We start from the raw sequence: 24,904 nt of genomic DNA, 5'->3' as shown, positions 1-24,904 counted from the left end.
TCAGTCGCCCGCAGGTCGACCACCGTAGATATCGAAGGGGAAGTATGTGTCGTTGATCTCGGCATATGTGCCGTTCTCGCGGAGTGCTGTGATGGCCTTGCTCAGATCCGCGCGCAGCGCATCTTCCCCCTTGCGCACGGCAATGCCGACGCCTTCGCCATAGCATTCGACGTCGGTGTGATCTCCGCCAAGGAAGGCATAGTCGCCACCGGCTTCTGCGCTGAGGAAGCTCTCTTGTGCGATCAGGCTATCAGAGAGCTGCGCATCCACGCGGCCAAGCGCCAGATCGCGAAAGACTTCGTCCTGCGAGCCGTAGAGCACGATCTCGGCATCGGGGAACATCTTCTCTGCGTAACACTGGTGTGTCGCACCGCGCTGCACACCGATGCGCTTACCGGCCAGACCCTCGGGGGTGCCTTCGAAATCGGCGTCCTTGGGAGCCACCAGCCGCGCCGGGGTCTTGTAGTATTTTTCAGAGAAATCAATCTGACGCCTGCGCTCTTCCGTGATCGACATGGAAGCAACGATGGCATCGAACTTGCGGGCTTTCAGTGCGGGGATCATGCCGTCCCATTCCTGCTCGATCAACTCGCAGTCGCGCTTCATTTCCGCGCAGAGCGCCTTGGCGATCTCGATGTCAAAGCCGATAAGTGTGCCATCGGACTCCTTGGAGGAAAACGGAGGGTAAGCGCCTTCGACGCCGATGCGCAGCGTGTCTTGTGCAGCAAGGGGAAGGGCAAGTGCGCTCAGTGCAGAAGCAGCGACGGCACTCAGGATGGTTCTGCGAAACATGGGTTGGTCCTCTCTGTGGGTGATTAGTTCATGCGTGACAAAAACGCTTGAAACTCGGGGGTTTGCGGGTTGGAAAACAGCTCTGCAGGCGGGCCCTCTTCGCAGACCTCGCCTTGGTGCAGAAACACGGTTCGGGTGGAGACATCGCGGGCAAAACCCATCTCGTGAGTCACAACGAGCATTGTGCGGCCCTCATCGGCCAGATCACGCATGACACCCAGCACTTCGCCCACCAGTTCGGGGTCCAGTGCCGAAGTCGGCTCGTCAAACAGCATCACGTCAGGGTCCATTGCAAGCGCGCGGGCAATTGCCACCCGTTGCTGCTGGCCGCCCGACAGATGCGCGGGATAATAGTCCGCCCGATCCGACAGGCCGACCTTGGCAAGCAGCGCCTCAGCTTTCTCTCGGGCCTGCGCCGGGGGGGTGCCCTGAACGTAGAGCGGGCCCTCCATGACGTTTTCCATCACGGTCATATGTGACCAAAGGTTGAAACCCTGAAACACCATCGCCAGACGGGCGCGCATGCCTTCGACCTGTCGCAGGTCTTGCGGTACGATCTCGCCCCGGCGGTTCTGCGTCATTCGCATCTGCTCGCCTGCCAGCCAGACCTCGCCGGAGTTCGGCGTCTCGAGCAAGTTGATGCAGCGCAAAAAGGTGCTCTTGCCAGAGCCCGATGCACCAAGAATGGCAATTACCTCGCCCTTTTGCGCCTCAAGGGACACGCCTTTGATGACCTCATGTGCGCCAAATCTCTTGTGCAGGTCTATGACTTTCAGGGCTGCGGGGGCGGTCATGTGGTTTCCTCCTGAAGGGGTGAGAGTGCGGCCAGCTCGCCTAACGCAATCGGTTTGATTGGTGTACGGGCGCGGGGCGGGGAAATAGCTCGGTTTGTGGTGGCCTCAGCGCTAAGAAGGCCGCGCAGCGTGGCGTCGCACATGCGGCCCTGACAGGGGCCCATGCCACAGCGCAGGGATGTCTTGATCTGGCGGTGGCCCTGGGCGCCTTCACGTATGGCATGCCGTATGGCCCCGGCAGAGACTTCCTCACAGCGGCAAACGATGGTGTCGTCTGACGGGGTGAGTATTTCGGCGGGTGGCGGATAGGCAGTATCAAGGAAAGGCCGAATGGCGCGGGCGCGGAACAGAGCAGCGCGGGCACGGGCGGCGCGCTGATCGCGGGTTTCGGTGCTATGGTGGCCAGTTTGGCACAGGATGTTCAGCGCCGCTAATTCACCCGCTGCCGCTGCGGCATCCGCCCCGCCGATCCCGGAACTGTCTCCGGCCACATGCAGGCTCGGCTGATCGGTAGCGCCCCAAAGATCATGTTCGGGCTGAAAGGCACCCTGCGCGGCGTTCCACTGATGCGGGATGCCCGCAGCCCGCGTGATATGGGTGCCGGGGATCACGCCCTGATGCGTCAACAGCAGGCCACAGGTGAGGCTTCGATCGCGCCCCTTCACCCGGAACCGAAAACCAATGTCGCCGTTTGCTTCGGCACTGGCTCGGAAATCCGAGGCAGCGGTATAGCGCGGCACACCTGCTGCGCGGATTTTGGCAATCAGGGTCAAACCCTTCAGCAAGGTTGGCGCGCCGAACATTGCGCGCGGCAAATGTGACAGCGCGCGCAGCATCTGGCGGGGCGTCTGTGTCTCGACCAGGGCCTGTGGGGCGCTTCCAGCGTCAATCATCTGCGCGGCAATTAGGTAGAGCAGGGGGCCGGAACCCGCGAGAACGGCATTCTTGGGCAGCAACCCTGCGGTCTTCATCAATATTTGCGCGGCGCCGGCAGGCATTACACCGGGGAGCGTCCAGCCAGGAAACGGAACCGGGCGCTCCTGTGCACCGGTCGCCAGCAGCACATGAGCAGCCGAGGTTGTCTGGCTTATGCCGCCGCGCGACCAAGTGACGAACGGTCCTTTGTCCAACCGCCAAACGGTCGCGCCGGATTGAATGGTGATGCCAGGGTGTTTAAGCGCGTCAACAAGGCATGCCCCGGCGGCATAGGATTGCCCAAGCCAGCTGCGATTGCCTCGGTTTTGCGCGACGTTCCGATAAATTTGTCCACCGGGTTGCGGCTGTTCGTCCAAAATCAACACCCGGATACCGTCACGGGCCGCCACGGCGGCCGCTGACATACCAGCGGGCCCTGCGCCAATGATGATGAGGTCGACATCAGCCATTCTGACCCCCTTTCAGAGCGGGTAGCCCCACCTGTCGACGGACAATCATGCCTTCGCGCAGCGGGGTCATGCAGGCTTGGGTGTTGGGCGTACCATCGACCTCAACCAGGCAATCGAAACAGACACCCATCATGCAAAAGGCCGTGCGCGAAGTGCCCTGTGCGGTCTGTCGCGTCCAATCACCCGAATGGGCCAGTAGCGCCGCTGCCAGTGTGACCCCAACTGGGGCCGTAACCGGTTTGTCATCAAGGGTGAACCGCATGCGATTTCCGGTCTCAGGCAGCATGAGAAAGCGCGAATCGACACTCATCGAAAGCCTCCAGATCAGGGGTGGGGGACGTGTTTAAAATCCAATGAGCCAGAACGCTGGCATGCAGGGGTGCAAGCGTGACACCGCTGTGGCAGGTCACCAGAAATGCGCCGGGATGCGCGGCGGATTTGGCATAGACCGGGTAACCGTCCGGCGACATGACCCGCAGCGCGCCCCAGGCCCGGATAACCCGCACATCGGCAAGCGCCGGGAATACCGTAACCGCATGGCGCGCGAGCCCAGCGATGGCGGCCAATGACTCATGATCGTCGAACCCTGCATCGGCCTTGGTACCGCCAATCTGTACACCGCCTTCGTCGACCTGGCGGATAGTGCTGGACAGGAAGGGAAGGCGGCTCCCCAGCTTTTCGGTGATCAGTAACTCGCCAAGCTGCGGCTTGACCTGTGTAATAAAGCCAAGATTCCGGGCCAAAGTGGTTGCGCCAAGACCGGCGCAAAGCACGACCTGCTCGGTGTGGGTTACTTCCCCATCGGCCCGCGCAAGCGCAAACCCACCCCCAGGCTGTGGCGTGATCGCAGCAACGGTGGCGCCCATAGTCACGCGCCCGCCCATCGCCTGAACCGCACAACGCAGGGCGCGAAGAAAACGGAGCGGATTTACATGGCCATCGCGTGGCGAGAAGCTTGCGCCGACAACCTTTGCTCCGACATCAGGCAGCTGGCTGCGCAGGTCATCGCCGTTTAGCATCTCATAACTAGCACGGCGGCCCAGATATCCGGCTTGCTGATCCAGCTCTGCTTTGAAGCATTCCATCTCTGTTGGATCGGTAAAAAACTCATAGCCTCCGGATTGGACCAATGCCACGTTGATGCCTGACAGCTCCTGCAACTTCTGTGCAAAGCTTGGCCAAGCGTCCAGCGCATCCATCGTCCAGTTGGCATAAGGCGCGAAATTCCAGCCCTTGCCTTGCCCCCAGACGAGACCAAAGTTCCCCTGTGAAGCCCGAGCATCACTGTCAGCCCCATCCAGTACTCGCACGCGCGATCCGGCCAACAGCAGGCCGAGTGCTACAGACAGGCCGACAATGCCGCCGCCGACGATAGTGATTTCAGGGGTGCGTTGCTGCATGTGATTCCTCCACCGTCAAAATCGCAGCTTTGCATTCATAAGAATAATTGTATTATTTTCTCAAATCATTCTCTGAGGCTATGAATCTTTATGCTCCCTCGACTTACTCATCGTCAGATCGAAGCGTTTAGGGCCGTGATGGAGACCGGCAAGGTCACTTCCGCTGCTACGGTGCTCGGCACCACGCAGCCATCGGTCAGCAAACTGATTGCGGATTTAGAGCGCGCTGCCGGTTTTGACATGTTCGAGCGACAGGGCAGGCAGGTCGTGCCCACCTCTGAGGCCCGCGCCCTTTATGAAGAGGTTGAGCGGGCCTTCGTGGGGATGATGGAAATTTCCCGCGTCATCGAGGACATTCGAGACTTTCGGACCGGCAGCTTGCTTATTGCTGGCATGCCTGCACTCGCTCTGAAGCTCTTGCCCGACGTCATCGCGGAGTTCATCGCAGAAGAGCCCGGAATCACCGTCTCTTTGCGTACACGAAGCTCTCAGGCGGTGCTGCGTCATCTTAGTTCGCAACAATTTGATCTTGGGTTTGCTGCGTTGGACAATGACCATCCCGCCGTGCTGCGCCGCGAGCTGTTCACCGCGCCGATGCTGGCCGTGCTCCCTCCGGCCCACGAACTCGAACAAAAAGCGGTGCTCGCGCCGGAAGACTTCGATCAGCGTCCCTTCATCGCTCTGGGTGCGGAAATCGGAACCCGTTCGGAAACAGATGCGTTTTTATCGGCAGGCGGCGCCCGTCCCCGGATCGTCGCCGAAGCGCAATTGTCTGCGTCGATCTGTGAGATGGTCTCAGCCGGGGCTGGTATTTCGATAGTAGAGCCGGTGACGGCAACACATTTTGCCAATCTCGGCCGGATCTCGGCGCGCCCTTTGTTGCCTGCACAGCCATTTCGATATGATCTGCTTCTGCCGACCACCAGAAAGCCGTCGCGCGTAGCAGAGCAGTTTTTGAAACTGGTTGAAGCGCGTTTTGATGCGCTTCTTGGTGTCTAAGTATAGCGTCTCGGGCGATTTTTTTGTCTCGACGAATTCGCGGGTTGAACGGCATATTTTGGAATGCCGCGCGGCTGCGAGGGCAGGTCAGTCAAATGTCCTGGTTGGGCTGGACAGGCCAATCCGGTTGCCCAGGCATGGGCCTGCAAGACAATCCAGCAATCGCCCGCTTTGCTGTCCCTGACGAGGGAGGCACCTGTATGAGTGCTATTAGAAATGCTCAGCTTGCCGATGCGAATAGCTGCTTTGAGAGCGAGACCTCTGCCTACGAAGGTGGAGAAGCCGCAACCGACGCCAAATCTCTAGTTGATGCCGCAACGGTAATCAGAAAGAATAAACGCATGTGACCTCCGCCATAGCTGAATTGATTTCTATCAGTTACGCGCCCCTGAGGCCAACCTGCACGGTGCTCGCCCCAAAGGTGAGCTTGTGTTAGACGGGTCGGTCAGTGCGTCGATGACCTTAGTCTGCGTTCCGTTTCCCCTGAATTGTACGACGTCATCTGCAATTTGCCTCGACAAACTGCTGTTCTCTATGAGCTACGGCCCGCGCAAAGAAATCGCACGCATACCCCGGTCAGGTTCAGCAGTCGCCGTGCAACAAGCGCCTGCATCGCGTGTCGCCCCCCAGGTGCGTTGCGGCCAGATTGACCGCTGCACACCCGGGGGACAAATGCCAGGTTGCCTAGCCCAAGACTGTCGTCACGGCGCGTTTGGTGGCGGCGACGACGGTATCGACTTCTTCCCGGCTGAGACAGAAGGGCGGGGCAAAGCCGAGGATATCCCCCTGCGGCATGGCACGGGCGATGACGCTGTCCTGCGACAAGAGTGTGGCCGAGACCTGCGGACCGATCTTGTCAGCGGCATCAAAGAATGTGCGGCTGTCGCGATCCTTTACGAATTCCACCGCGCAGAGCATCCCTTCGCCACGGATATCGCCAACATTGGCGTGATCGCCCAGGGCTTCTTGCATGGATTTCTGCAGGTAGGCACCCGTGCTTCCGGCATTTTCCACCAAATTCAGCGAGTCGATCAACTGCAGGTTGGCAACCCCGGCTGCGGCGCCGATGGGGTGGGCGGAATAGGTCCAGCCATGGCCGATGGGGCCATTTTCATCCGTGCCCTGCTCCAGCACCTTCCAGACCTTGTCCGATACAATAGATCCAGACAGCGGCGCATAGGCCGAGGTCAACCCCTTGGCGATGGTGATGATATCAGCTTCAAGCCCGTAGTGATCAGAGCCGAACATAGTGCCGAGACGGCCAAACCCGGTGACGACCTCATCCGCGATCAGCAGGATGTCGTGCTTTTTCAGCACGGCCTGAATCGCGGGCCAATAGCCTGCAGGGGGCGGTACGATACCACCGGTACCCAGAATGGGTTCGCCAATAAAGGCGGCAATGGTATCGGCACCTTCGCGTTCGATCATCGCCTCCAGTTCGGCCACGCAATGGGCGACGAACTGCTCTTCTGTCTGGTCCAGATTGTCACGGCGGAAATAATAGGGCGCTTCGGTGTGCAGCACCTGGGCCAGGGGCAGGTCGAACTTCTTGTGAAACAGCTCAAGACCTGTCAGTGATCCGGTCACCAGACCCGACCCATGATAGCCACGCCAGCGCGAGATGATCTTCTTCTTCTCGGGACGGCCAAGGATATTGTTGTAATACCAGATCAATTTGACGTTGGTTTCATTCGCGTCAGAGCCGCCAAGGCCAAAATAGACCTTGGACATATTGGCGGGTGCGCGGTCCAGAATCATCTTTGACAGGGTGATCGATGCCTCGGTGCCATGCCCTACGTAAGAATGATAATAGGCCAGCTCTTTCGCCTGCGCGGCAATCGCCTCGGCGATTTCCTGGCGGCCATAGCCGACATTGACACAGTACAGCCCGGCAAAGGCATCCAGCAGCCTGTTGCCGTCGCGGTCTTCGATATGCACTCCGCTGGCGGTTTTGATCACCCGGTTCGGGCTCTCACCACGGGCGTGCTGGGCCAGATGGGTAGAGGGATGGAAGAAGTTCTCGCGGTCCCATTGATCAAGTTGGTCGTTTCTCAGCATTTTTTCTCTCCTCATGCCCAATCGCGGCAGACGTATTTGATTTCTGTAAACTCTTCCATGCCCCGACGCGCACCTTCGCGCCCCAGGCCAGACTGTTTGGTACCGCCAAAGGGAATGGGGGCACCGGTGACCTTGGTGCGGTTCACCGCAACCATGCCAAATTGCAGCGCACGTGACATCCGGTAGATGCGGCGTGGATCATGGCTGTGCAGATATGCAACCAGCCCGTATTCGGTGTCATTGGCGCGGGCAATCACCTCTTCTTCGGTGTCAAAGGGCGCGATGGCCGCCACCGGGCCAAAGGTCTCGTCCGACATAATGGCGGCCTCTTTGGGGACATCTGTCAGAACCGTGGGCTGATAGAACAGCGATCCCAGCGGATCGCGGGCGCCACCACAGGCCAGCTTGGCGCCTTTGGCCAGGGCGTCGGCGACGTGCTCTTCCTGCTTTAGCACCGCCTTTTCATTCATCAGCGGCCCGATATCGGGGTCATCCATGCCAATGCCCAGCGACAAGGCGCGGGTTGCGGTGGTAAAGCGGGCGCAGAAGTCATCATAGATGGCGCGTTCGACAAAAATCCGGTTGGCACCCAGGCAATCCTGTCCTGACGTGGCGAATTTGGCTTTGATCGTTTCAGTGACCGCCACGTCCAGATCCGCCCCCTTGAACACGATCACTGGTGCATGCCCGCCCAGTTCCATCACCAGTTTTTTCACGGTGTCGGCGGATTGACGATAAAGCAACCGCCCGATCTCGGTCGAGCCGGTGAAGGAGAGCGCCCGCACACGGGTGTCTTTTGTCCAAGGCCCAACCACGGTAGCGGCGCGGCCGGTAACCACGTTGAACACACCCGCCGGAACGCCTGCCTTTTCGGCCAGTTCCGCCAGAGCCAGCGCCGAATGCGGGGTTTCCCCGGACGGGTGGGCGACAACGGTACAGCCGACTGCCATGGCGGCGGCGGCTTTCCGGGTCAGCATTGCGGCAGGAAAGTTCCAGGGGGTGATCATGGCCACCACACCGACCGGTTCCAGCCAGACCTCGACCTCGGCATCGGGCAGGTGGCTGGTGACCCCTTCGATATTTGGGCGCTTGGCTTCTTCGGCATAGAATTCCACGAAGGAGGCCGCATAGTCGATTTCGCCGCGTGCTTCCGACAGGGGCTTGCCTTGTTCCAACACCATGATCCGCGCCAGGTCTTCCTTGTGATGCAGGATCAGGTCAAACCAGCGGCGCAGAATGGCAGAGCGCTCTTGCGGCAATAGACCGGACCAGGCGGGAAAGGCGGCCTGCGCCGCATCCACAGCGGCAGAGGATTCCTCTGCGCAGAGGCTGGCCACTTCGCCGATAACCGCGCCAGTTGCCGGATCGGTCACGCGGATGGTGTCACTCGAGGCAGCAGCACACCATTTCCCATTTACATAGGAAAAACTGCGCACCAAGGATTTGTCAGCGATATCATCGCGCGCAGACAGGGCAGTGTTTGTCATCGGGCTCTCCTTTGTTGTCTGCCATTGTTGGCATTTTGACCCAAGGAAGAGACCAAATATCAAAGGCTAAGCAGAGGTTTTCTCTGCCTGGCCCGTCGCGGGCAGAGATTTACTCTTGGTGCCCTGCGATGAGCGAAAGTGGCGGTACCCCATGGCCTTTTACAGGCTTGGTGACCACATAGGTGAAATAGCGTGCCAGCCCGATACGGGAATCGAGCATTTCGTCGATCAGGCGCTGATAGGAATCGATATCGCGGGTGACAATCTGCAGGATGTAGTCAAACCCGCCGCCAAGCGCCCAGCAGGCCGTGACCTCGTCATAGCGTTGCATCGCGGCCTCAAAGGTCTGAAAACTGGCCGCAGTATGATCCGAGAGTTCGGCGGCGACAAAGATTGTCACATGGGCACCAAGCTTTTGCAGGCTGATCTCGGCCCGATAGCCTTTGATCAAGCCGGCTTTTTCCAACTTTTTCAACCGCTCCCAGCAGGGGGTGGGCGATAGGCCAACACGGGTCGCCAAGGCCGTTTTGGTGATACGTCCCTCGGTTGACAGGACCTTCAGAATATCAAGATCGCGGGCATCAAGCCGCATGGTGTCACCTCCGGAGAACGCGATTAAGCACCTAACAACCCGATCATCGCTGTGCAATCACGCGCATGGATAAGTCCGGGAAAATATCCGGCGGGTCTGCGCGCAACAGGGGCCAATTTTTCCGCGCAGGCCTTGCCGATACCGATTTTGCGGCGGATGGCAGGGCAGCATTGGGGCAGGGTCAGCTGGTAAAGCTGGAGCCTTTGCCTGCGGCCATGGCCCGTTGTTTGGCAAGGGTGGCGATGGCCGTGTCTTGCACGCCGGTGCCAGTCAGATCTGCGATGATGATATCGCTGTCAGACTGACGGCCAGCCGCCTTGCCAGAGGTGACATCACCCAATTCGGCAAACTGGCGATCAGCCGGGAAAATGCCCGCGTCAATGGCGCTGCGCAGCTCGCCCTTGATGGCACATTGCGCCTGCGCATCGGGCAGGTACAGCGTTGCCTTGGCCAGGCATTCCGGGGCCAGCTCGCCTTTGTGTTCTTGATCCGATCCCATGGCGATGACCAGCTGTCCGGGCCGCAGCCAGTCCGCCCTGATCACAGGTTCGGTTGCAGGCGTTGTCGTGACAACAATATCGGCCGAGGCAACGGCAGCTGCCGCATCTGTGCTGGCGGTGACCTCAAAGCCCAGTTCATCACTCAGGCTGGCCGCCATGGCTTTGGCCTTTGCGCCGTCCCGTGCCCAGATCACAGCACTGTTGATGCCGCGTACGAGGGTCAGCGCCAGGAGCTGAAGCCGCGCCTGAACGCCAGCCCCGATGACGCAGACACGCGTCGCATCTGCGCGGGCAAGATGCCGTGCCGAAACCGCCCCCGCAGCAGCCGTGCGCACATCCGTCAAATACCCATTGTCCAGCAGCAGGGCTTCCAGCATGCCGGTTTTGCTAGAGAACAGTACCATCAGCCCTGATGTGCTGGGCAGGCCAAGCTTGGGGTTGTCGAAGAAGCCGGGGCTCATCTTCATGGCGAAACTGTCGATGCCGGGGACATAGGCTGATTTCACGCAGACCTCGCCGTTATGATCCGGCACCATCAGTGTCATGATCGGCGGCATGACAACGCCGCCCTGCGCCAGGGTTGTGAACCCCTGTTCGATGCAGTCCACCGCATCGATATCCAGCGGCACCAGATCGCGCAGGTCGGCTTCGGTCAGTATCTTGATATCGGGCATTTATGTTTCTTCCATTACATCAACATCTTCGCCGGAAATGATCCGGTGATGCAGAGCCATGTCGATATTCTGCCCTGAAATCAGGGCAACACAGCGTCGCGGGTCTTTGATTTTTCCGGCCAGCAGCGCAGCAATGCCTACGCTGCCAGATCCTTCAATAATCTGGCGTTCCTGCCAATAGGCGTGGCGGATGGCGGCGGCGATTTCACCCTCGCTTACCAGAACCAGTTCATCAACATGGTCGCGCGTCATGGCAAAGGTATGCTGGTTGTCCAAGCCAATCCCACCGCCAAGGGAATCCGCCAGGGTTGCCAGTTCCGGCACCATGACCGGCTTGCCCGCCTGCTGGCTTTCATACATGGCCGCGCCACGCTCCATCGAGACACCGATAACCCTGATTGATGGATTTACCGCCTTCATCACCATTGCGACGCCCGAAATCAGCCCGCCGCCCGACAGGGGCACCAGGACGGTTTCAAGCTCTGGGAACTGTTCCAGCATCTCTAGCGCGACTGTGCTTTGGCCTGCAATGATGTCGCGGTGGTCAAAAGGCGGCAGCATGACCATGCCTTCTGCCACCAGCTTGTCGACTTCGGTCTGTGCATCATCCTGGCTGCGCCCGACAATACGCACTTCGGCCCCCTGTGCCCTGATGCCTTCTACCTTGTTTTGCGGCACCAGTTCGGACATGCAGATGATGCAGCGTACCCCGGCGTTTGCAGCCGCATAGGCAAGGCCGCGCCCGTGATTGCCGGTGGATACCCCAACCACACCTTTGGCGCGCTGCGCATCGCTGAGTGACAAGATTGCATTTGTCGCCCCGCGCAGTTTGAAGCTACCGGTGATCTGGTGCTGTTCCAGCTTTAGGCGGATATCGCCGCCACTGGCCTGGCTGAGCCAGTCTGATGGCACTGTCGGTGTCACCCGTATTGCCCCGGTGATCCGTGCGCGCGCAGCAAAGCTATCCTGAAATGTGACTTCAGAGTTCATTGTGTCATCCTGACGTTTTCTTAGGTTTTGAACAGCGTGCCGCCAACGGGAAAGTCGCCGGTCAGCCCGAGGTGTCGCATACAGCGCCAGACCATCGCCTGATTAGAGGTGATCACCGGCTTGCCCAGGCGGGCCTCTAACTGTGCCACGCAACTGGCTGCGCGCAAGGCGGTGCAGGAGACGAAAAGCGCATCCGCCTGCGCGGCGCAGGCAGCAACCCCGCCGTCGATGATGCTGTCCAGAGAGACACGCGCCATGTCGCGATCATCGGACAATCCAAAGCACTCTGCACTCACCACCTCGGGGCCGTGCTCTGCGAAATAGCGGACCAGTGTGTCCGTCACATCCTTTGCATAGGGCGTCAGGACGCTTATCTTTTTGATCCCCAGTGCGGCGAAGGCATCAAGTGCCGCTGAACTGGGGGTGACACAGGGCGTATCCGGCTTGGCGCGGTTCATATACTCGGCCACCTTGGCATTGCCCAAGACAGCCGATGCGCTTGTACAGCCATAGACCAACACATCCAGTGGCTCATCCGGTAGGATATCTGCCGCAGCAGCGGTCAGACGGGGGCCGGTCCGCAACAGGCTTTCGTGGGTTATCGGGTTTTCAAATTCGATCCGGTTTACGTAAACCCCGACATCATGCCCCTGCAACATGCGGGCAAAATCGGTCTCGGTGGTGTGATCCGTTGCCAGCGCAACAAGCCCGATGCGTTTGGCAACCGGTTGCCGATCCAGCCGGGCAGTCACAGATGAGGCGGAAGATCGCAAGTCCAGCGTCATCACCTTCTTCACACCAACAGAACCGGACATTGCGCAAGGCTTGTGACTTTATGAGAAACGCTGCCGAGCAGGTATCCCTCAATTGATCCCAGTCCGCGACTACCCATGACGATCAGGTCATTGTCGTGCTCTCTTGCGAAACCGACGATTGTACGCGCCGTCGGCCCGCCTTTGACAAAGGCGCGGATCTTTTCACAGCCTGCCCGCCGCGCGAGCGCCGCGCCGCCTTCGGCGGTTGTCTTGGCATGATTGCTCATGATTGCATCAACATCATCGGGCTGATCGGCATTGGTTACATACATCGATCCCTCTAGCACCGAATGATGGCGGTACATGGTCAAGATCGTCAATTCTGCACCGCACAGTATGGCCAATTCGGCGGCCTTGGAAAGCGCGGCCTCTGATCCTTCGGAGCCGTCAAAAGCGGCAAGTATGGATTTGAACATGTACTGTGCCTCCTATTTGTCAAAAGCGATATCGCGCAGAAACAGTGCAACCTGCGGGAAGAAGATCATCAAGATCGAGACACTGAGAAGCATGAAGACAAATGGCGGTGTGCCTCTGATCACTTCCAGATAGGGGCGTTTGAATACCGCGACTGCGGTGAAGATATCGCATCCGAATGGCGGTGTCGCCGAACCGATAGCGGCCTGCAGTGTGATCAAGGTGCCAACCAAAATTGGATCAAGTCCGGTTTTTTCCACCACGGGGGCAAAGATCGGAACAAAGATCAGGATGACCACAATCGGATCCACGAACATGCAGCCGATGAAGAAGGCCACGGCGATGGTGAACAGCACGCCGATCTGTCCCATTTCATCAATGCCAAGCGCGCCCAGTATCTGTTGCGGAATCTGTGCAAATGACAGAACCCAGGCAAAGGCGGCCCCTGCGCCCACCAGAATGAACACCACTGCCGTGACCATTCCGGTTGACAGGGCAACATGATATAGCTCGGTGATCTTCATCGTCCGGAAAACCAGTACCTCCAGAATGACCGCATAGGCCACGCTGATCGCTGCTGCTTCAGTTGGGCTGAAGATGCCAAAGAAGATGCCGCCGATGATCAGAACCGGAAAGCCCAACGGCCAGAGGGCGCGTTTGACCGCCTGCGCGCGTTCGCTCCACGATGCGGCGGGTTCGGTCGGTACATCATTCATCTTGGCGTAGATCATGCTGTAGATGGAAAACATCACAAGGATCAGCAGGCCCGGGCCAATTCCGGCGATGAATAGTTCTGGGATAGAGGCCTTGGCGACCACGCCATAGATGATCATGCCAATGCTGGGCGGGATCAGAAAGGCAATATCGCTTGAATTGACGATCAGCGCCAAAATAAAGGAATCCTTGTAGCCACCTTTGAGCATTCGCGGCCTTAGCGGCGTCCCGACGGCCACAACCGTTGCCTGGGTAGAGCCGGAAACCGCCCCGAACAATGCGCAGGCTGCCGCAGTGCTGACGGCCAATCCGCCGCGCACATGGCGCACAAAGGCCATGACCATATCAATCAAGCGTCCAGCGGATTGACCACGTGTCATGATATCAGCGGCCAGAATGAACATTGGCACCGCGATCAATGACGAGGGCCGAATGCCCCCCAGCATCTGCTGGATCATGAATTCGGTTTTATCAACCGTGCCAAACAGTTCGATCACGCCGATCAAGGCGCCGGCGATCAGGGGAACCATCATTGGAAACCCGAGAAGCAGCAGGACAACCATTGCGGAAAACATCACGAGTGCCATGGTTAAAGCTCCAATTCCAGTTCTTGCGCATCTGCTTCACACAGATCCGTGGACAGGTAAATTTCCCGTTCCTGCAGGTTTTTGATGAAGGTCAAAGCATACTGAATGCCTGTTACGAACAGGCCAATGGGCACCCAGAGGTAGCTGATATAGACAGGGATCCCAAGCGCAGGATAGACCCGTCCCTTGCTATACATGCTCATGATGTACTGCACTGCGTACCAGGCCAAAACCAGCAGCAGCACTGCTGTTACAGCCGAGATCAGAAGCATGAGCAGTTTGCGTGCCCGTTGCGGCAGCGCGTCCGAGATTGCCGACATTCGGATATGCCGACCATGGCGCGCAGCATAGCCAATGCCGGCAAAGGTCACCAACAATATGAAAATGCTGTTCAGCTCTTCTGCGAAGATGATGGAATGGTTGAAGACGAACCTGCTGATGACATTGGCGATGGTATTCACCGCCATCAGAATGACCCCGATGGCCATGATTGCGCGTTCAAGCGCTGCGATGCCTTTGTCGATGCCATCAATCAGCCAAGTCAGGCCCGTTTTTTGTACTGGCGTATCGCTCATGCGTCCTCCCCAGGATCGTCGCAAATCTGATTGTTATTTCTTGTCATTTTCCAAAGCGCGGCCCCCAACACCCGGTCAGGGTCCGCGATGGTTTGGTGTTTCGGGGGGGGGCGGATGCCGACATGCGTGCCCCTTACACGCGTTACTGCTGTGCAGTAAGAAGATCCGCTTTCATCTGTTCCAAGATGGCCGCGCCACGTTCACCCGCACGTTCAACAAAGGCTGCTTCGACAGCTTTCGCACGTTCCTTGAATGGCGCACGTTCTTCTGCGGTCAGACGGTTGATGATGTAGTCCGGGTTGGTTTCCTTGATTTTCGCCAGACCGGTTGCATCCAGCTCGACGGCCACATCAAGAATATAGTCAAGCGCTGCCTGTGAGGCGTTTTGCACAAGCTGTTTGTCTGCGTCGCTCAACCCGTCGTAGAAATCGGCGTTGGCCATCACCGCCGTGGTATATTGACCGTGACCTGTGTAGGTCATGACATTTGTAAGGTTGTCCAGATCATAGGCTTCGATCCAGATCGTGGGGTTTTCCTGCCCATCGACCATTTTTGTTTTCAGCCCGCCGATCAGCTCGCCCCAGGGCATGGCAATCGGCGAGGCGCCAAAGGCTGTGTAGGTTTCCAAAAGCAGGGGCGAGGTCATGGTGCGGATTTTCATGCCTTCCAGATCGGCAGGGGTCCGGAATTCCTCCATCGTGGTGACAACCATTTCGCCTTCGGGGAAGACTGACAGCAGCTCCAGGCCTTGCTCACGATAGATCTCGTGGAACATCTCGTTTACCGCGACGCCTTCCTTGAAGAACTTGCGCACAACCTTGGGGTCGGTTGGCTGTACATAAGGCACCAAAAACGCTTCGGCTTCCGGGATCAAGGCACCGGTAAAGCCTGGTGATTGGTCGATGAACTGCAGCAAGCCTGCCTGCGCCTGCTCCATCGCATCTGCCGATTCACCAAGGGTGCCAACAGCGTAAATTTGCACCGTGTGATCCGAGTTGGCCTCAATTTCTTCTTTGAACTTCGTCGCATAGAGGCCCTGTGGATCTTCCAGGCCCTCTTCCATGGCATAGCGCCAGTTATCAGCATAGGCCGCAGTTGTGGTCAGCAGCGCTGCGACCAGGGGCGCGCCGACGCGCAGGGCGAAAGGTGTGGCAACAGTCATCATATCCTCCCAGATATTCCAGTGTTTTGGGTTTTGATGCCATATCACTTTCCGAAGAATGACCTGTGAGTCAATTATTATATTGTTGTGCTACATTCCTAATAGGCGAGTTGCGGCAGCGGCTCACGCGGGCGGGTCAGCAACCCTGACAGCAGCCTCAGCGCCTGGCGAAAACGGTCTGTTTCACGGATGCTCCCAAGCGCAATACGCACCGCATTGGTTGGCAAAGCCTGGGGAGGAAGGAAGGGGCTTTCCGGCGATACCGCCACGTTCAGTTCGCGGGCATGGGCAACAAAGCTGTTGGAATCCCAATCAGGCGGAAGGTGTAGCCACAGATGCAAACTCGCCGGGTGACCGGTCCAGCTGAAACCGGCAAGCTCTTGCGTTGCAATGTGATACCGCTTGCCGATTTCGACGCGCTGCCAGTCTGCCAATGCCTGCGCCGTGCCATCCTCTACCCAGCGTGATGCGAGTTCGCAGATCAGTGGCGTCGCCATCCAACCGAATACGATCAATCGTGCTGTCATGGCTGGTAGCAGATGGTCCGGAACCACAGCATAGCCTGCGCGCAAGCCGCTGACCGTGCATTTGGTGAAGGTCGTCAGGTAGACGGAAAGTTCGGGCGCAAAGATCGACACAGGTGGCTGTCTATCCTCGGCTACTGGGCCAAACGCATCGTTTTCGACAATGTGCAGCCGATGTTTGCGGGCGATGGCAGCAATCTGGCGCCGCCGCTCTTCGGGCATCATGTGGACATTGGGGTTTGCCAGTGATGGTAGCAAATACAATAGCTTAGGTGACTTTTCTACGCAGGCCTTTTCCAGGGCATCGGGCAGTATTCCCTGCGCGTCAGTTTCAAGGCCAACATGCTGGTAGCCAAAGTAGGCGGCGCTTGAAACCAGCAGGTGGTGGGTGATCATATCCGACAAAATGACATCCCCAGGACGCAGGATCGCCGACAGTGCCGCCGACAGGCCATGGGTCACGCCATTGGTCATCAGGACAGAGCCAACGCTGGTCTCAAGCCCGCAATGCGACAGCCATTTTACACCGGTTTTGCGATGCGTTTCATGGCCGATGTTCGGACGAGAGGACAGATACAGGGCCGGATCGAGATCTGCCTGCATCGACTTCAGGGTAGATTGCATGGCGTCGACATGCAGGCGATTGAACAGCGGGTGCGAAATCGACATGTCGAACAGGTTTTGCGAATCGACCTCTGGTTTAAAGGGCTGGTGATCGGGCTTGCCGGGGTCCACGACATAGCTCCCACGCCCGATTTGGCCCTCGATCAGGTTTTGGCGGCGCAGAATATCATAGGCTTTGCTCACTGTATTTACACTGAGCCTCAGATCGTCAGCCAGTTTGCGATGGGGCGGGAGCTTCTGTCCCACTGACAAGCTGCCATCTTTGATCGCTTCGGCAATCGACATGGCGAGGCTGGTGTGCAGCGGCGAGCTCAGTGAATTTCGGGAGGGGATCCAATTTGTCATGCGACAATTGTAGCCAATTCAAATCCGCGGACAAGAAGATCTATCACCGGGCGTTTGGCGGGTATTTGAAACGCCGACAGTAAGGCGCTGACCAGCTGGCAATCAGGTGCTTTTTGCCCAGATGTTCTGATGTCCGGTGCATCAAAGAGATCAGCCACCAGATGGTTTCCTGTGCGTTCAAACGCGCACCCGCACCGAGATGAGTGGGGGGGCGTCAGAAAAGCTGCCACCACCGGGCGGGCAGGGTGTCGCGGACCAGCCGAAAGCCGAGATGGTTTGGCGGCAGGCCAACGGCACAGCCGCCAACGCTGGCATCGCGTATGAAGCTTACGATTGCCGCGCGGTGAATGCCCCCGGCAATGCGCACCCAGCAATAGGGTTCGCTCTCTGCGACGGCTCCATCTGCGCGCAGGGAGCCGCTCTGCATGCAGCCATCGGTCCACTCCCAGACGTTGCCGGAGATATCGGCCAGGCCCAGCGAGTTTTCCCCAAAGCCCCCGGCAGGGCGCAGCGCCGGGCTGGCGGTGCCGCGCAGCAGTGTGCCAGCGGAATACTGCGCCAGCATCCGCTGGCCGGGATCCAGTTCAAGCGTATCCGGTGCGGCATCGCCATAGCGTTCTGCAGCGGCCAATTGCCATTCCGCGTCGCTGGGCAGGCGCCAGTGCTCGCCGGTTTTTTGTGAATACCACCGGGCGTAGTCGTTGGCATCTTTCCAATTTACATAGGTCTGCGGGTAATCGCCACCGGTGGTGGGTACGCTGGCACAGGGGCCATCGGCGACACAGGCGGCATATTCGGCGCGGCTGACCTGATACTTCATGATGGTGAAACCGGCGACCTCCAGCTTGTACGCGCGCGGCGAGCGTGATTTTCCCTCGGCGACAAAATTGCCAAAAGGGCGGTAGTCGATGGTGCCCGCCGGGATATTAACCAAGTCAACTGATGCGGCGCTGCCGGGCGCTGTTTGCGGCCTGGTCAAACCCAGTCCGATTGCAAGACTGGCGATAAGGCCGACACCAAGGCCCGCCACAGCGATAATTTTCACAACCGGTTTCATGTTTGTTCTCCTAAGCGGTCCAAAGGCGGCCAGTGGCCCGGCCGCCTTTGGTGATCTTGTCTCTGCGGTGCCGTGGCGACCTATGGCAGGGCAGATTTACCTTCGTAGGCGGCATCGTATGCGGTTGGTGCCTCGACCTGTTCCATCAGGTCATTGTTCCAGTCACCATCGACCACCACGTGGGCGGTTGCGCCCAGGTTTACCGCTTCGATCAGGTTGTGGTTCACATAGGCATAGACGCCCGGCTGCAGGAATTCATACAGCGCCGCCCCGGCAGAGCCGCCGCGAATGAACCAGGTTTCCAGGTCGCGTTCCGGTGTGTTGTTGAACTTGCCGGTTTCCCAGACAAGATCGCCATGACCACCGATCAGGTGTGGGCGGCTGTCGCGGTTCGCCTGGCTGTGCACAAAGAGCACCTTTTCCCCCTGCGAAGCGTGCAGCGCATTGTCGCCGGTCAGCGCGCCAACCTTGCCGTTAAAGACAACGTGGCTTGGGATCAGGCCGTTCATCACCTCCAGGGTATCAGGATAGCTGGCCCCGACATCTTCAAAGCGCTTGTAGTCGCCGTTTTCATCTTTGGGGATGTAGAAGTCGTTTTCGCCGATGTAGTAGACGCGATCATAGCTGACGGGTTTGCCATTGTGATCTTTCAGCCCGTCACGGGGCAGAACCATAATGCTGCCGGACATACCGCTGACTACGTGCCATGGGATCATGGGGCCGCCTGGGGCGCAGTGGTAGACAAATGTCCCTGGACGGGTCGCCTTGAAACGCAGGGTGGTCTTTTCTCCGGGGTTCACCAGTGTCAGCGACCCACCGCCAAGCGCACCTGTCGCAGAGTGGAAGTCGATGTTGTGCTGCATCAGATTTTCAGGCGAGTTAAAAAGAGTGAGCTCGACATAGTCGCCTTCATGGACCACCATCATCGGGCCAGGGATCGAGCCATTGAAAGTCATCGCCTGCAGATGGGCACCGCTGTCAATTTCGACTTCCTTTTCGACAATCTGCATTTCGAATTCGACGATCCGTGGTTCCGCCGGTGCGACCTGTTCGTGTTCGTGAACCATGGGGGGGCGGACAAGTTTATGCTTGATCCGCTTCAGGGTCGACAGATCGACGGGCGCGGCCCCCGAGGTATCCATGATTTCTTCTGCTTTGGCGGTTTTGATCAACGCTGGAAGGGCAGCAGCCCCTGCGGCGGCCATAAGTGCTGCGCGTCTGGTAAGCATGTCTTCTTCTCCTTTGATGAACGTGTTTGTTGGCCAGACGATAAGCAGACCAGAAAATTCGAAGGTTGATCTGAAACAACATTGGCGGGGTATTCGTCGCTTTTTTCCGGCTTTTTTCGCCCCCACCATACGGAGGCATTATTTTCGGTTTTCTGCATTCCCTGGCAAACTGGTTACAGCTGGACGGCAGTGTCACCCGCGCGAGACTCGGCGTTGCGGGCGGCAGGCCAAGCGATGGAAAGCAGCAAAAGCAGAACCAGCGGACGTTCAGTCGGAAGTTTGATCCAGAGCAATAATCGCCATGCCAAAACATTTGATAAGCGGGGCGCAAACAAACACAGACCGAACCCGTGAAAGGAAATCAGATGTTCAAGAAAATTGGTTGTGCCGCGATCTTTGCTTGTGTGGCCTCCCTGGTCCAAGCCGAGACTTTTGAGGTCAAGATGCTCAATCGGGGCGAAGCAGGGGCGATGGTCTTTGAACCGGCCTTTGTCAAAGCCGCGCCGGGTGACGTGATCCATTTTGTCGCCACCGACAAAGGCCACAATGTCGAAAGCGTCAAGGGGATGTTGCCCGAAGGCGTGGAGGCGTTCAAAACCAAGTTCAACGCTGACTTTGAGATGACTGTCGATGCGCAAGGCGTCTATGGCGTCAAATGCACCCCCCACTATGGTATGGGCATGGTTGCGCTTATTCAGGTTGGCGAAGCGGTGAACCGAGAGGCAGCCGAGGCGGTGAAGCAAAAAGGCAAAGCCAAGGGCGTCTTTGCAGACCTGTTTGCCCAGGTGCAGTAATTCAGGGAACGGCCACAGAATTGTCGGCCAATTGCCCTGACAGGCGGCGCCATGATGGGGCCGCCTTTTCCATTCGCAATCGCAGGAGTTTAATATGTCCCGCCCAACTCCCTATACTGGACCCGCCTTTTTGTCCTATGGGTTCCGCCCCTTCTTTATGGCGGCCTGCCTCTTTGGGCTGGTGGCGATCCCCTTCTGGATGCTGATCTGGCAGGGAGAGCTTAGCCTTAACAGCGCGTTGCCGCCGGTGGATTGGCACAGTCACGAAATGATCTTTGGCTACGGCGCTGCGGTGATTGCCGGATTTTTGTTTACGGCTGTGCCGAACTGGACTGGCGGGATGCCAACACGGGGGCGGCCACTACTCTTGATGCTGATCTTGTGGCTCAGTGGTCGCGTTGCGGTCTTCGGCCTGCTGCCGCTGCCCTGGTGGGGCGTTGCGCTGATCGATAGCGCCTTTTTGATCGTGCTGGCCATTCTGATTGCCCGCGAAATCATTGCTGGGCGCAACTGGCGCAATCTGATGGTGCTGATCCCCGTCAGCCTATTGTCGCTGGCCAATCTGTTCTTTTTCGCCGAGGTCGCCCGGACTGGCGAGGCTGCGGTTGGTCGCCGCCTTGGTCTGGCGCTGCTGATATTCCTGGTCCTGCTGATTGGCGGGCGTATCCTGCCCAGCTTTACCCGCAACTGGCTGAACAAGGCGGGGCACAGCCGTCTGCCCGCGCCCTTTGGCGGGTTTGACAAGCTGAGCCTGCTGGTATCCGCGCCTGCGCTGGTCATCTGGGTGATCTGGCCGCAGGCGCCGGTGGCAGCGGCGTTTATCCTTATGGCTGGGCTTCTGCAGTTTATCCGGCTGGGGCGCTGGTGCGGGTTTGCCACGTGGCACAATCCGATATTGGCCATGCTGCATGTCGCCTTTTTCTTTGCCCCTCTGGGGATGATTGCCAATGCGGCGGCGGCAATGGGGCTGCTCTCTGCTGATGCGGGGCTGCATATCTGGGGCATCGGCGCGATTGGCGGGATGACCGTTGCTGTGATGATGCGGGCGACCATGGGGCACACTGGCCGCGCTCTGGTCTCTGGACCGGTGTTGAACCTGGCCTTCGCCGGGCTGGTGCTGGCCTTGATCGGGCGGCTGTGGCGCTATGTTGAATTGCCTGCTGGCCTGACCGGGCTGGATCTGGCGGCGTTGTTGTGGACGACTTCCTTTGCGCTCTTGTGTTGGCGTCTGGTCCCCTGGCTGGCATCTGGGCGGGCCGCACGCAAAAAGGCCAATCAGGTGCGGGCTGACTGATCTGGCCGACTGATCTGGCCGGCGTCCCGAATAGAACTGACAAGACAGCGCGGGCAGGGTTTCCTCTGCCCGCGCTGTTTTACCTGTGGTCTTGAAGTCATCAGCAGTGCCCATGGGGACAGGCTGATTGGAATAGGCCTAATGCGGAAACGGCCAGACGCCAATCACCGGGCCATGCAGATGCAGCGCCCCGGCCCAAAGCACCAGCCCGATCGCTGTGCGGATCAACACAGGGCGGGTATTTCTGCGCCACCAGTCTGCGTTCAGCAGGGGACGCAGCGACAGGATAGGAGCGGATTGCAGTTGCTGAGCGCTGTAGGTTTTCATCGCACGGCGGTCAAAGGCCCAGATCGCCAACAGCGGGAAGGCGGCAAACAGACCAAATAGCACCACATGGGCCAGGTCGCCATTTGGTAGCACATGTGCCCCCGCCCAGAGCGCCAGCGCCAGCAGCAGCGGATGGCGGCTGATGGCCGAAAATCCGGGCTGGCCCGGATCAAAGGCGCGCTTGCGACTGCCGCCAAGACTATCGGGCAGCGGGCTGCCGATCCCACAGGTGGTCAGAACAAAAACAAAGGGGGTGAGCAAGAACGGCGCCCAGCGGGTCCAGGCGACCTGATCCCAAAGCGCGACATAGGGGGCGCGGCCAGCCGCCACAATGACCCAGGCTAGCAGCGCCAGCGATAGGGCTCCGTATAGGGCAAAATACACCCGTCGGCCCATGGCTTGTATCAATCTGTCACGCAGGCCACCGATCCGCGGGACAAGGTGACTGAGCATAAAAGCGCCAAGCGCCAGAGCGAATTCTTGCCATCCGGTCATTTCCTGTCTGCTTGCTCCATCAGGTTTTTAATATGGCAGGCAAAGACCCAGGTGACAGGCACCCCCAGAAACGCGCCGATCAGCACGCTTATCTGCGGGGTCAGCACCTCCCATCCCAGCCAACTGCCAATCAGCGCGGCAAAGAAGACATTGACCGCCGCCGCCCCCGCCCCAAAGGGGTAGAGACAGGCGAACAGCTTGAAAGAGGGGCGGGATGTCATCGCCGTTTCAACACGATATGCACCGAAACCAGCGCTGCGATCAACAGGATAGAGGCGATCATAAACCAGAACTCGGCGACATCTGTCTGGGGCTGCGGGATCGGGCGCTCAAAGCTATCGGCCAGGGCGGCCAGGGGGGCAAGGCAAAGGGTAAGCGCGCAGAGGATCTGTTTCATGTCAGTGCTCCATGGTGAGGGATTGATAGATTTCAGGCAGGGCGCTGGGCAGGCGGGCCGGATCGGGCAGCAGGGTAAAGCCCGCGCGCCCAAAGATGCGGGCAAACCAGTCCTGGCCATCCGCGTCGATCACTACCGCATGCACCGCATGTCCCAGGGCGCGGGCTTCGCGGACGGCCATGCGGCTGTCTTCGATACCGTGAATGCCTTCATAGTGGTCCAGGTCGTTGGGTTTGCCATCTGTCAGCACCAGCAGTAGACGCCGCGCGCTGCCTTCCTCGGCCAACTGGGCCGAGGCATGGCGGATGGCGGTGCCCAGTCGGGTGTAGTGGCCGGGTTTGAAGCCACCGATCCGGGCCGTGACCTTTTGGTCCATCGGTTGTTCAAAGGTTTTGGCGCGGGTCAGGAAGACCCGGTCGCGGCGCAGCGAAGAAAAGCCCCAGATGCCCAGGCGATCACCGGCAGTGGCGATGCCCGCAGCCAGGGCGGCCAGGGATTCACGGGCGGTGTCGATCACCGGCCGGTCCCCCACTGTGGCCTCGGTCGAGCGCGAGCAATCCATCAGCACCGCAACGCTGAGGTCACGCGCCATCGGGCGGCTGTCCTGCCAGACACGGTCGCTGCCCTGCTGGCCCATCGACAGATCAACGCGGGACTGCACCACTGCGTCCAGGTCCAGATCGTCGCCGTCCAACTGCCGGGGCAGCATCACCCGCTTTGGCATCAAGGGGGCAAACTGGCGCTGTACCCGTGCCACCAGTCGCGCATCGGGGCTGAAATCCATTGCCGGTTCGGCCTCGACCTCCAGCACGCGGGTATGATCGGGCATATGCTGGCCGAGGCGGTGGTTCCATTCGGGGTAGGTGTAGCGATCCGCCAGCCGTTCGTGTTCGGCATCCTGCGGTGACAGATCCAGCGAGATCCGCAGCCGCGAAGCCGCCCGCTTCATGTGCTGCGACAGGGTGATGCTGTCCTGATCTTCGGCGGCCTTTTCGGCGTGTTCATTATCGTCATCATCGACCATGCGGTTGATGTTCAGGCTTTCGGCCCAGGACAGGATCGATTCAAAGCGGTGGATGATGAAGCTGTCCTTGCGGTTGGCCTGTTCGCGGTCTTCGCGCTGGCCCGCCTTGCGGGTGGCCATGGCCAGGCTTGGGGCCTCGCTTTCTTCGGCATCTGGGGCAGGGGGGCGGCTGTTGCCGCAGGTGGGCAGGCGTAGCCAGATCGGCACCGCCAGATAGCTGCGATAGCCGCGCGGTGCGGTGTTGCTGCAGGGGGCAACCGGCGCGTAGGGCGCGCCGAGCTGATCCAGAATCCGGCGCTCGATCTGTGCCTCGAAGCGGGGCAGGCCGCTGCGTTTGCGATTGGCGGTAAGATGGGCCGATAGGGCGCCATAGCCCTGGCGCAGCCCTGGGCAGGCGGCAAAAGCGCGGTCGGCGGCCTGCGCATTGGCGGTGATTTCTGCCTGATCTGCCTGATAGGGGGGCAGGTTGGGCTGTGGCAGGTCGATATGCGCGGCCATGGCGGCCAGCCACAAATAGGCCTGACGGTTGAGCGCGCGGCTGGGAAAGGCTGCCATCACCGGCGGCAGCCGCAATCGCTCGCCGTCAAAACTGGCGCGATAGCCGGTTTCGCGGGGGGTGCCGAGACGGCGCAGCAGGTCCGGACGGTGGTCCATCGCAGTGGCCGGGGCTTCCTGGATTTCGACACCGCTGCGGCCGCCAAGCGCGCGGAACAGGGTGGCGACACTGCTTCGGACCTCATCGTAGGACACCGCCTCGCCGGTATTGGCGCCATCGGCGCCAATACGTGTGGAAATGTCATGCCACAGGTTTCCCACGGTTTCTTCGGGTTCAAGAAGGTCGCGCGCATGTATCATG

27 protein-coding genes are annotated in these 24,904 nt (G+C 59.2%); 4 read left to right on the top strand and 23 right to left on the bottom strand.

What is annotated here, in order from left to right:
* From P2081_RS05875 to P2081_RS05855, 5 genes are read right to left on the bottom strand one after another with little or no spacing between them, the layout of a single operon-like run.
* Nucleotides 1-792 carry an ABC transporter substrate-binding protein gene (locus P2081_RS05875; protein ID WP_278921931.1) on the bottom strand — a complete coding sequence of 264 codons (792 nt, stop codon included), beginning with the start codon at nt 790-792 and terminating at the stop codon, nt 1-3.
* 23 nt (nt 793-815) lie between these two features.
* Nucleotides 816-1,586 (bottom strand): ABC transporter ATP-binding protein, encoded by a 771-nt coding sequence (locus tag P2081_RS05870; RefSeq protein ID WP_278921930.1) that lies wholly within the window; start codon nt 1,584-1,586, stop codon nt 816-818.
* On the bottom strand, nt 1,583-2,971 hold the full coding sequence (locus tag P2081_RS05865) for an FAD/NAD(P)-dependent oxidoreductase (protein WP_278921929.1): 1,389 nt from the start codon (nt 2,969-2,971) through the stop codon (nt 1,583-1,585). Before P2081_RS05865 ends, P2081_RS05870 begins: the two co-directional genes overlap by 4 nt.
* A complete protein-coding gene (locus P2081_RS05860; RefSeq protein ID WP_278921928.1) occupies nt 2,964-3,233 on the bottom strand; it encodes a (2Fe-2S)-binding protein in 270 nt (89 codons plus the stop codon). The genes P2081_RS05865 and P2081_RS05860 overlap by 8 nt, the downstream gene beginning before the upstream one ends.
* A 13-nt stretch (nt 3,234-3,246) precedes the next feature.
* A complete protein-coding gene (locus P2081_RS05855) occupies nt 3,247-4,371 on the bottom strand; it encodes an NAD(P)/FAD-dependent oxidoreductase (RefSeq protein ID WP_278921927.1) in 1,125 nt (374 codons plus the stop codon).
* A gap of 90 nt (nt 4,372-4,461) precedes the next feature.
* On the opposite strand from P2081_RS05855, the gene P2081_RS05850 reads away from it, so the two are divergent.
* Both P2081_RS05850 and P2081_RS05845 read left to right on the top strand, forming a co-directional pair.
* Nucleotides 4,462-5,370 carry a LysR substrate-binding domain-containing protein gene (locus P2081_RS05850; RefSeq protein WP_278921926.1) on the top strand — a complete coding sequence of 303 codons (909 nt, stop codon included), beginning with the start codon at nt 4,462-4,464 and terminating at the stop codon, nt 5,368-5,370.
* A 200-nt stretch (nt 5,371-5,570) separates the two neighbouring features.
* Nucleotides 5,571-5,717: a hypothetical protein gene (locus P2081_RS05845; RefSeq protein WP_278921925.1), complete on the top strand. Its 147-nt coding sequence runs from the start codon at nt 5,571-5,573 to the stop codon at nt 5,715-5,717.
* Nucleotides 5,718-6,054: 337 nt separating this feature from the next.
* Here the strand turns inward: P2081_RS05845 and P2081_RS05840 are convergent, their stop codons facing one another.
* The 14 genes from P2081_RS05840 to nirK form a co-directional block, all read right to left on the bottom strand.
* A complete protein-coding gene (locus P2081_RS05840) occupies nt 6,055-7,428 on the bottom strand; it encodes an aspartate aminotransferase family protein (RefSeq protein ID WP_278921924.1) in 1,374 nt (457 codons plus the stop codon).
* Nucleotides 7,429-7,439: 11 nt separating this feature from the next.
* Nucleotides 7,440-8,915 (bottom strand): NAD-dependent succinate-semialdehyde dehydrogenase, encoded by a 1,476-nt coding sequence (locus tag P2081_RS05835; RefSeq protein ID WP_278921923.1) that lies wholly within the window; start codon nt 8,913-8,915, stop codon nt 7,440-7,442.
* 109 nt (nt 8,916-9,024) lie between these two features.
* Nucleotides 9,025-9,507 carry an Lrp/AsnC family transcriptional regulator gene (locus P2081_RS05830; RefSeq protein ID WP_278921922.1) on the bottom strand — a complete coding sequence of 161 codons (483 nt, stop codon included), beginning with the start codon at nt 9,505-9,507 and terminating at the stop codon, nt 9,025-9,027.
* A gap of 181 nt (nt 9,508-9,688) precedes the next feature.
* Complete coding sequence (gene eutC / locus P2081_RS05825) at nt 9,689-10,681, bottom strand: ectoine utilization protein EutC (protein WP_278921921.1); 993 nt, start codon at nt 10,679-10,681, stop codon at nt 9,689-9,691.
* Nucleotides 10,682-11,671: a hydroxyectoine utilization dehydratase EutB gene (gene eutB, locus P2081_RS05820; RefSeq protein WP_278921920.1), complete on the bottom strand. Its 990-nt coding sequence runs from the start codon at nt 11,669-11,671 to the stop codon at nt 10,682-10,684.
* A gap of 20 nt (nt 11,672-11,691) precedes the next feature.
* Entirely contained in the window at nt 11,692-12,456 is a 765-nt protein-coding gene (gene eutA, locus P2081_RS05815; protein WP_278921919.1) for an ectoine utilization protein EutA, read from the bottom strand.
* An 8-nt stretch (nt 12,457-12,464) separates the two neighbouring features.
* Nucleotides 12,465-12,902 carry a universal stress protein gene (locus P2081_RS05810; protein ID WP_278921918.1) on the bottom strand — a complete coding sequence of 146 codons (438 nt, stop codon included), beginning with the start codon at nt 12,900-12,902 and terminating at the stop codon, nt 12,465-12,467.
* A 12-nt stretch (nt 12,903-12,914) separates the two neighbouring features.
* Entirely contained in the window at nt 12,915-14,201 is a 1,287-nt protein-coding gene (locus P2081_RS05805) for a TRAP transporter large permease (RefSeq protein WP_278921917.1), read from the bottom strand.
* 2 nt (nt 14,202-14,203) lie between these two features.
* On the bottom strand, nt 14,204-14,776 hold the full coding sequence (locus P2081_RS05800) for a TRAP transporter small permease (protein WP_278921916.1): 573 nt from the start codon (nt 14,774-14,776) through the stop codon (nt 14,204-14,206).
* 142 nt (nt 14,777-14,918) lie between these two features.
* Nucleotides 14,919-15,938 (bottom strand): TRAP transporter substrate-binding protein DctP, encoded by a 1,020-nt coding sequence (gene dctP, locus P2081_RS05795; protein ID WP_278921915.1) that lies wholly within the window; start codon nt 15,936-15,938, stop codon nt 14,919-14,921.
* A 98-nt stretch (nt 15,939-16,036) separates the two neighbouring features.
* Entirely contained in the window at nt 16,037-17,431 is a 1,395-nt protein-coding gene (ehuR, locus tag P2081_RS05790) for a MocR-like ectoine utilization transcription factor EhuR (RefSeq protein WP_278921914.1), read from the bottom strand.
* Nucleotides 17,428-17,589 carry a hypothetical protein gene (locus P2081_RS05785; RefSeq protein WP_278921913.1) on the bottom strand — a complete coding sequence of 54 codons (162 nt, stop codon included), beginning with the start codon at nt 17,587-17,589 and terminating at the stop codon, nt 17,428-17,430. Before P2081_RS05785 ends, ehuR begins: the two co-directional genes overlap by 4 nt.
* 56 nt (nt 17,590-17,645) lie before the next feature.
* Nucleotides 17,646-18,488: a formylglycine-generating enzyme family protein gene (locus tag P2081_RS05780; protein ID WP_278921912.1), complete on the bottom strand. Its 843-nt coding sequence runs from the start codon at nt 18,486-18,488 to the stop codon at nt 17,646-17,648.
* A gap of 80 nt (nt 18,489-18,568) precedes the next feature.
* On the bottom strand, nt 18,569-19,717 hold the full coding sequence (gene nirK, locus P2081_RS05775) for a copper-containing nitrite reductase (RefSeq protein WP_278921911.1): 1,149 nt from the start codon (nt 19,715-19,717) through the stop codon (nt 18,569-18,571).
* A 365-nt stretch (nt 19,718-20,082) separates the two neighbouring features.
* Here nirK and P2081_RS05770 point away from each other — a divergent pair, with 365 nt between their 5' ends.
* Both P2081_RS05770 and P2081_RS05765 read left to right on the top strand, forming a co-directional pair.
* Nucleotides 20,083-20,511 (top strand): pseudoazurin, encoded by a 429-nt coding sequence (locus P2081_RS05770; protein WP_278921910.1) that lies wholly within the window; start codon nt 20,083-20,085, stop codon nt 20,509-20,511.
* 94 nt (nt 20,512-20,605) lie between these two features.
* Nucleotides 20,606-21,805 (top strand): NnrS family protein, encoded by a 1,200-nt coding sequence (locus tag P2081_RS05765; protein ID WP_278921909.1) that lies wholly within the window; start codon nt 20,606-20,608, stop codon nt 21,803-21,805.
* 138 nt (nt 21,806-21,943) lie between these two features.
* Here P2081_RS05765 and P2081_RS05760 read toward each other — a convergent pair whose 3' ends face one another.
* The 4 genes from P2081_RS05760 to P2081_RS05745 are packed head-to-tail and all read right to left on the bottom strand — an operon-like array spanning nt 21,944 to nt 24,903.
* Nucleotides 21,944-22,627 carry an NnrU family protein gene (locus P2081_RS05760; protein WP_278921908.1) on the bottom strand — a complete coding sequence of 228 codons (684 nt, stop codon included), beginning with the start codon at nt 22,625-22,627 and terminating at the stop codon, nt 21,944-21,946.
* Nucleotides 22,624-22,848, bottom strand: a complete 225-nt coding sequence (locus tag P2081_RS05755) for an NnrT protein (protein WP_278921907.1) — start codon at nt 22,846-22,848, stop codon at nt 22,624-22,626. The genes P2081_RS05760 and P2081_RS05755 overlap by 4 nt, the downstream gene beginning before the upstream one ends.
* A complete protein-coding gene (locus tag P2081_RS05750; RefSeq protein WP_278921906.1) occupies nt 22,845-23,024 on the bottom strand; it encodes a hypothetical protein in 180 nt (59 codons plus the stop codon). The genes P2081_RS05755 and P2081_RS05750 overlap by 4 nt, the downstream gene beginning before the upstream one ends.
* A 1-nt stretch (nt 23,025) precedes the next feature.
* A complete protein-coding gene (locus P2081_RS05745; RefSeq protein ID WP_278921905.1) occupies nt 23,026-24,903 on the bottom strand; it encodes a nitric oxide reductase activation protein NorD in 1,878 nt (625 codons plus the stop codon).
* Nucleotide 24,904: the final 1 nt, after the last annotated feature.

This window comes from Pseudophaeobacter profundi, from assembly GCF_029697505.1.
GTDB lineage: Bacteria > Pseudomonadota > Alphaproteobacteria > Rhodobacterales > Rhodobacteraceae > Pseudophaeobacter > Pseudophaeobacter profundi.
This window is presented reverse-complemented; position numbering and strand designations above follow the sequence as displayed.

Bases quoted from the DNA above. Each gene is read 5' to 3' on its own strand.
- dctP (WP_278921915.1), bottom strand. From the start codon at position 15,938: ATGACTGTTGCCACACCTTTCGCCCTGCGCGTCGGCGCGCCCCTGGTC.
- eutB (WP_278921920.1), bottom strand. From the start codon at position 11,671: ATGAACTCTGAAGTCACATTTCAGGATAGCTTTGCTGCGCGCGCACGG.
- P2081_RS05855 (WP_278921927.1), bottom strand. From the start codon at position 4,371: ATGCAGCAACGCACCCCTGAAATCACTATCGTCGGCGGCGGCATTGTC.
- P2081_RS05860 (WP_278921928.1), bottom strand. From the start codon at position 3,233: ATGCGGTTCACCCTTGATGACAAACCGGTTACGGCCCCAGTTGGGGTC.
- P2081_RS05830 (WP_278921922.1), bottom strand. From the start codon at position 9,507: ATGCGGCTTGATGCCCGCGATCTTGATATTCTGAAGGTCCTGTCAACC.
- P2081_RS05750 (WP_278921906.1), bottom strand. From the start codon at position 23,024: ATGAAACAGATCCTCTGCGCGCTTACCCTTTGCCTTGCCCCCCTGGCC.
- eutC (WP_278921921.1), bottom strand. From the start codon at position 10,681: ATGCCCGATATCAAGATACTGACCGAAGCCGACCTGCGCGATCTGGTG.
- P2081_RS05865 (WP_278921929.1), bottom strand. From the start codon at position 2,971: ATGGCTGATGTCGACCTCATCATCATTGGCGCAGGGCCCGCTGGTATG.
- P2081_RS05745 (WP_278921905.1), bottom strand. From the start codon at position 24,903: ATGATACATGCGCGCGACCTTCTTGAACCCGAAGAAACCGTGGGAAAC.
- P2081_RS05875 (WP_278921931.1), bottom strand. From the start codon at position 792: ATGTTTCGCAGAACCATCCTGAGTGCCGTCGCTGCTTCTGCACTGAGC.
- P2081_RS05760 (WP_278921908.1), bottom strand. From the start codon at position 22,627: ATGACCGGATGGCAAGAATTCGCTCTGGCGCTTGGCGCTTTTATGCTC.
- eutA (WP_278921919.1), bottom strand. From the start codon at position 12,456: ATGACGCTGGACTTGCGATCTTCCGCCTCATCTGTGACTGCCCGGCTG.
- ehuR (WP_278921914.1), bottom strand. From the start codon at position 17,431: ATGACAAATTGGATCCCCTCCCGAAATTCACTGAGCTCGCCGCTGCAC.
- P2081_RS05835 (WP_278921923.1), bottom strand. From the start codon at position 8,915: ATGACAAACACTGCCCTGTCTGCGCGCGATGATATCGCTGACAAATCC.
- P2081_RS05805 (WP_278921917.1), bottom strand. From the start codon at position 14,201: ATGGCACTCGTGATGTTTTCCGCAATGGTTGTCCTGCTGCTTCTCGGG.
- P2081_RS05755 (WP_278921907.1), bottom strand. From the start codon at position 22,848: ATGACATCCCGCCCCTCTTTCAAGCTGTTCGCCTGTCTCTACCCCTTT.
- P2081_RS05870 (WP_278921930.1), bottom strand. From the start codon at position 1,586: ATGACCGCCCCCGCAGCCCTGAAAGTCATAGACCTGCACAAGAGATTT.
- P2081_RS05850 (WP_278921926.1), top strand. From the start codon at position 4,462: ATGCTCCCTCGACTTACTCATCGTCAGATCGAAGCGTTTAGGGCCGTG.
- P2081_RS05800 (WP_278921916.1), bottom strand. From the start codon at position 14,776: ATGAGCGATACGCCAGTACAAAAAACGGGCCTGACTTGGCTGATTGAT.
- nirK (WP_278921911.1), bottom strand. From the start codon at position 19,717: ATGCTTACCAGACGCGCAGCACTTATGGCCGCCGCAGGGGCTGCTGCC.
- P2081_RS05810 (WP_278921918.1), bottom strand. From the start codon at position 12,902: ATGTTCAAATCCATACTTGCCGCTTTTGACGGCTCCGAAGGATCAGAG.
- P2081_RS05770 (WP_278921910.1), top strand. From the start codon at position 20,083: ATGTTCAAGAAAATTGGTTGTGCCGCGATCTTTGCTTGTGTGGCCTCC.
- P2081_RS05845 (WP_278921925.1), top strand. From the start codon at position 5,571: ATGAGTGCTATTAGAAATGCTCAGCTTGCCGATGCGAATAGCTGCTTT.
- P2081_RS05840 (WP_278921924.1), bottom strand. From the start codon at position 7,428: ATGCTGAGAAACGACCAACTTGATCAATGGGACCGCGAGAACTTCTTC.
- P2081_RS05780 (WP_278921912.1), bottom strand. From the start codon at position 18,488: ATGAAACCGGTTGTGAAAATTATCGCTGTGGCGGGCCTTGGTGTCGGC.
- P2081_RS05765 (WP_278921909.1), top strand. From the start codon at position 20,606: ATGTCCCGCCCAACTCCCTATACTGGACCCGCCTTTTTGTCCTATGGG.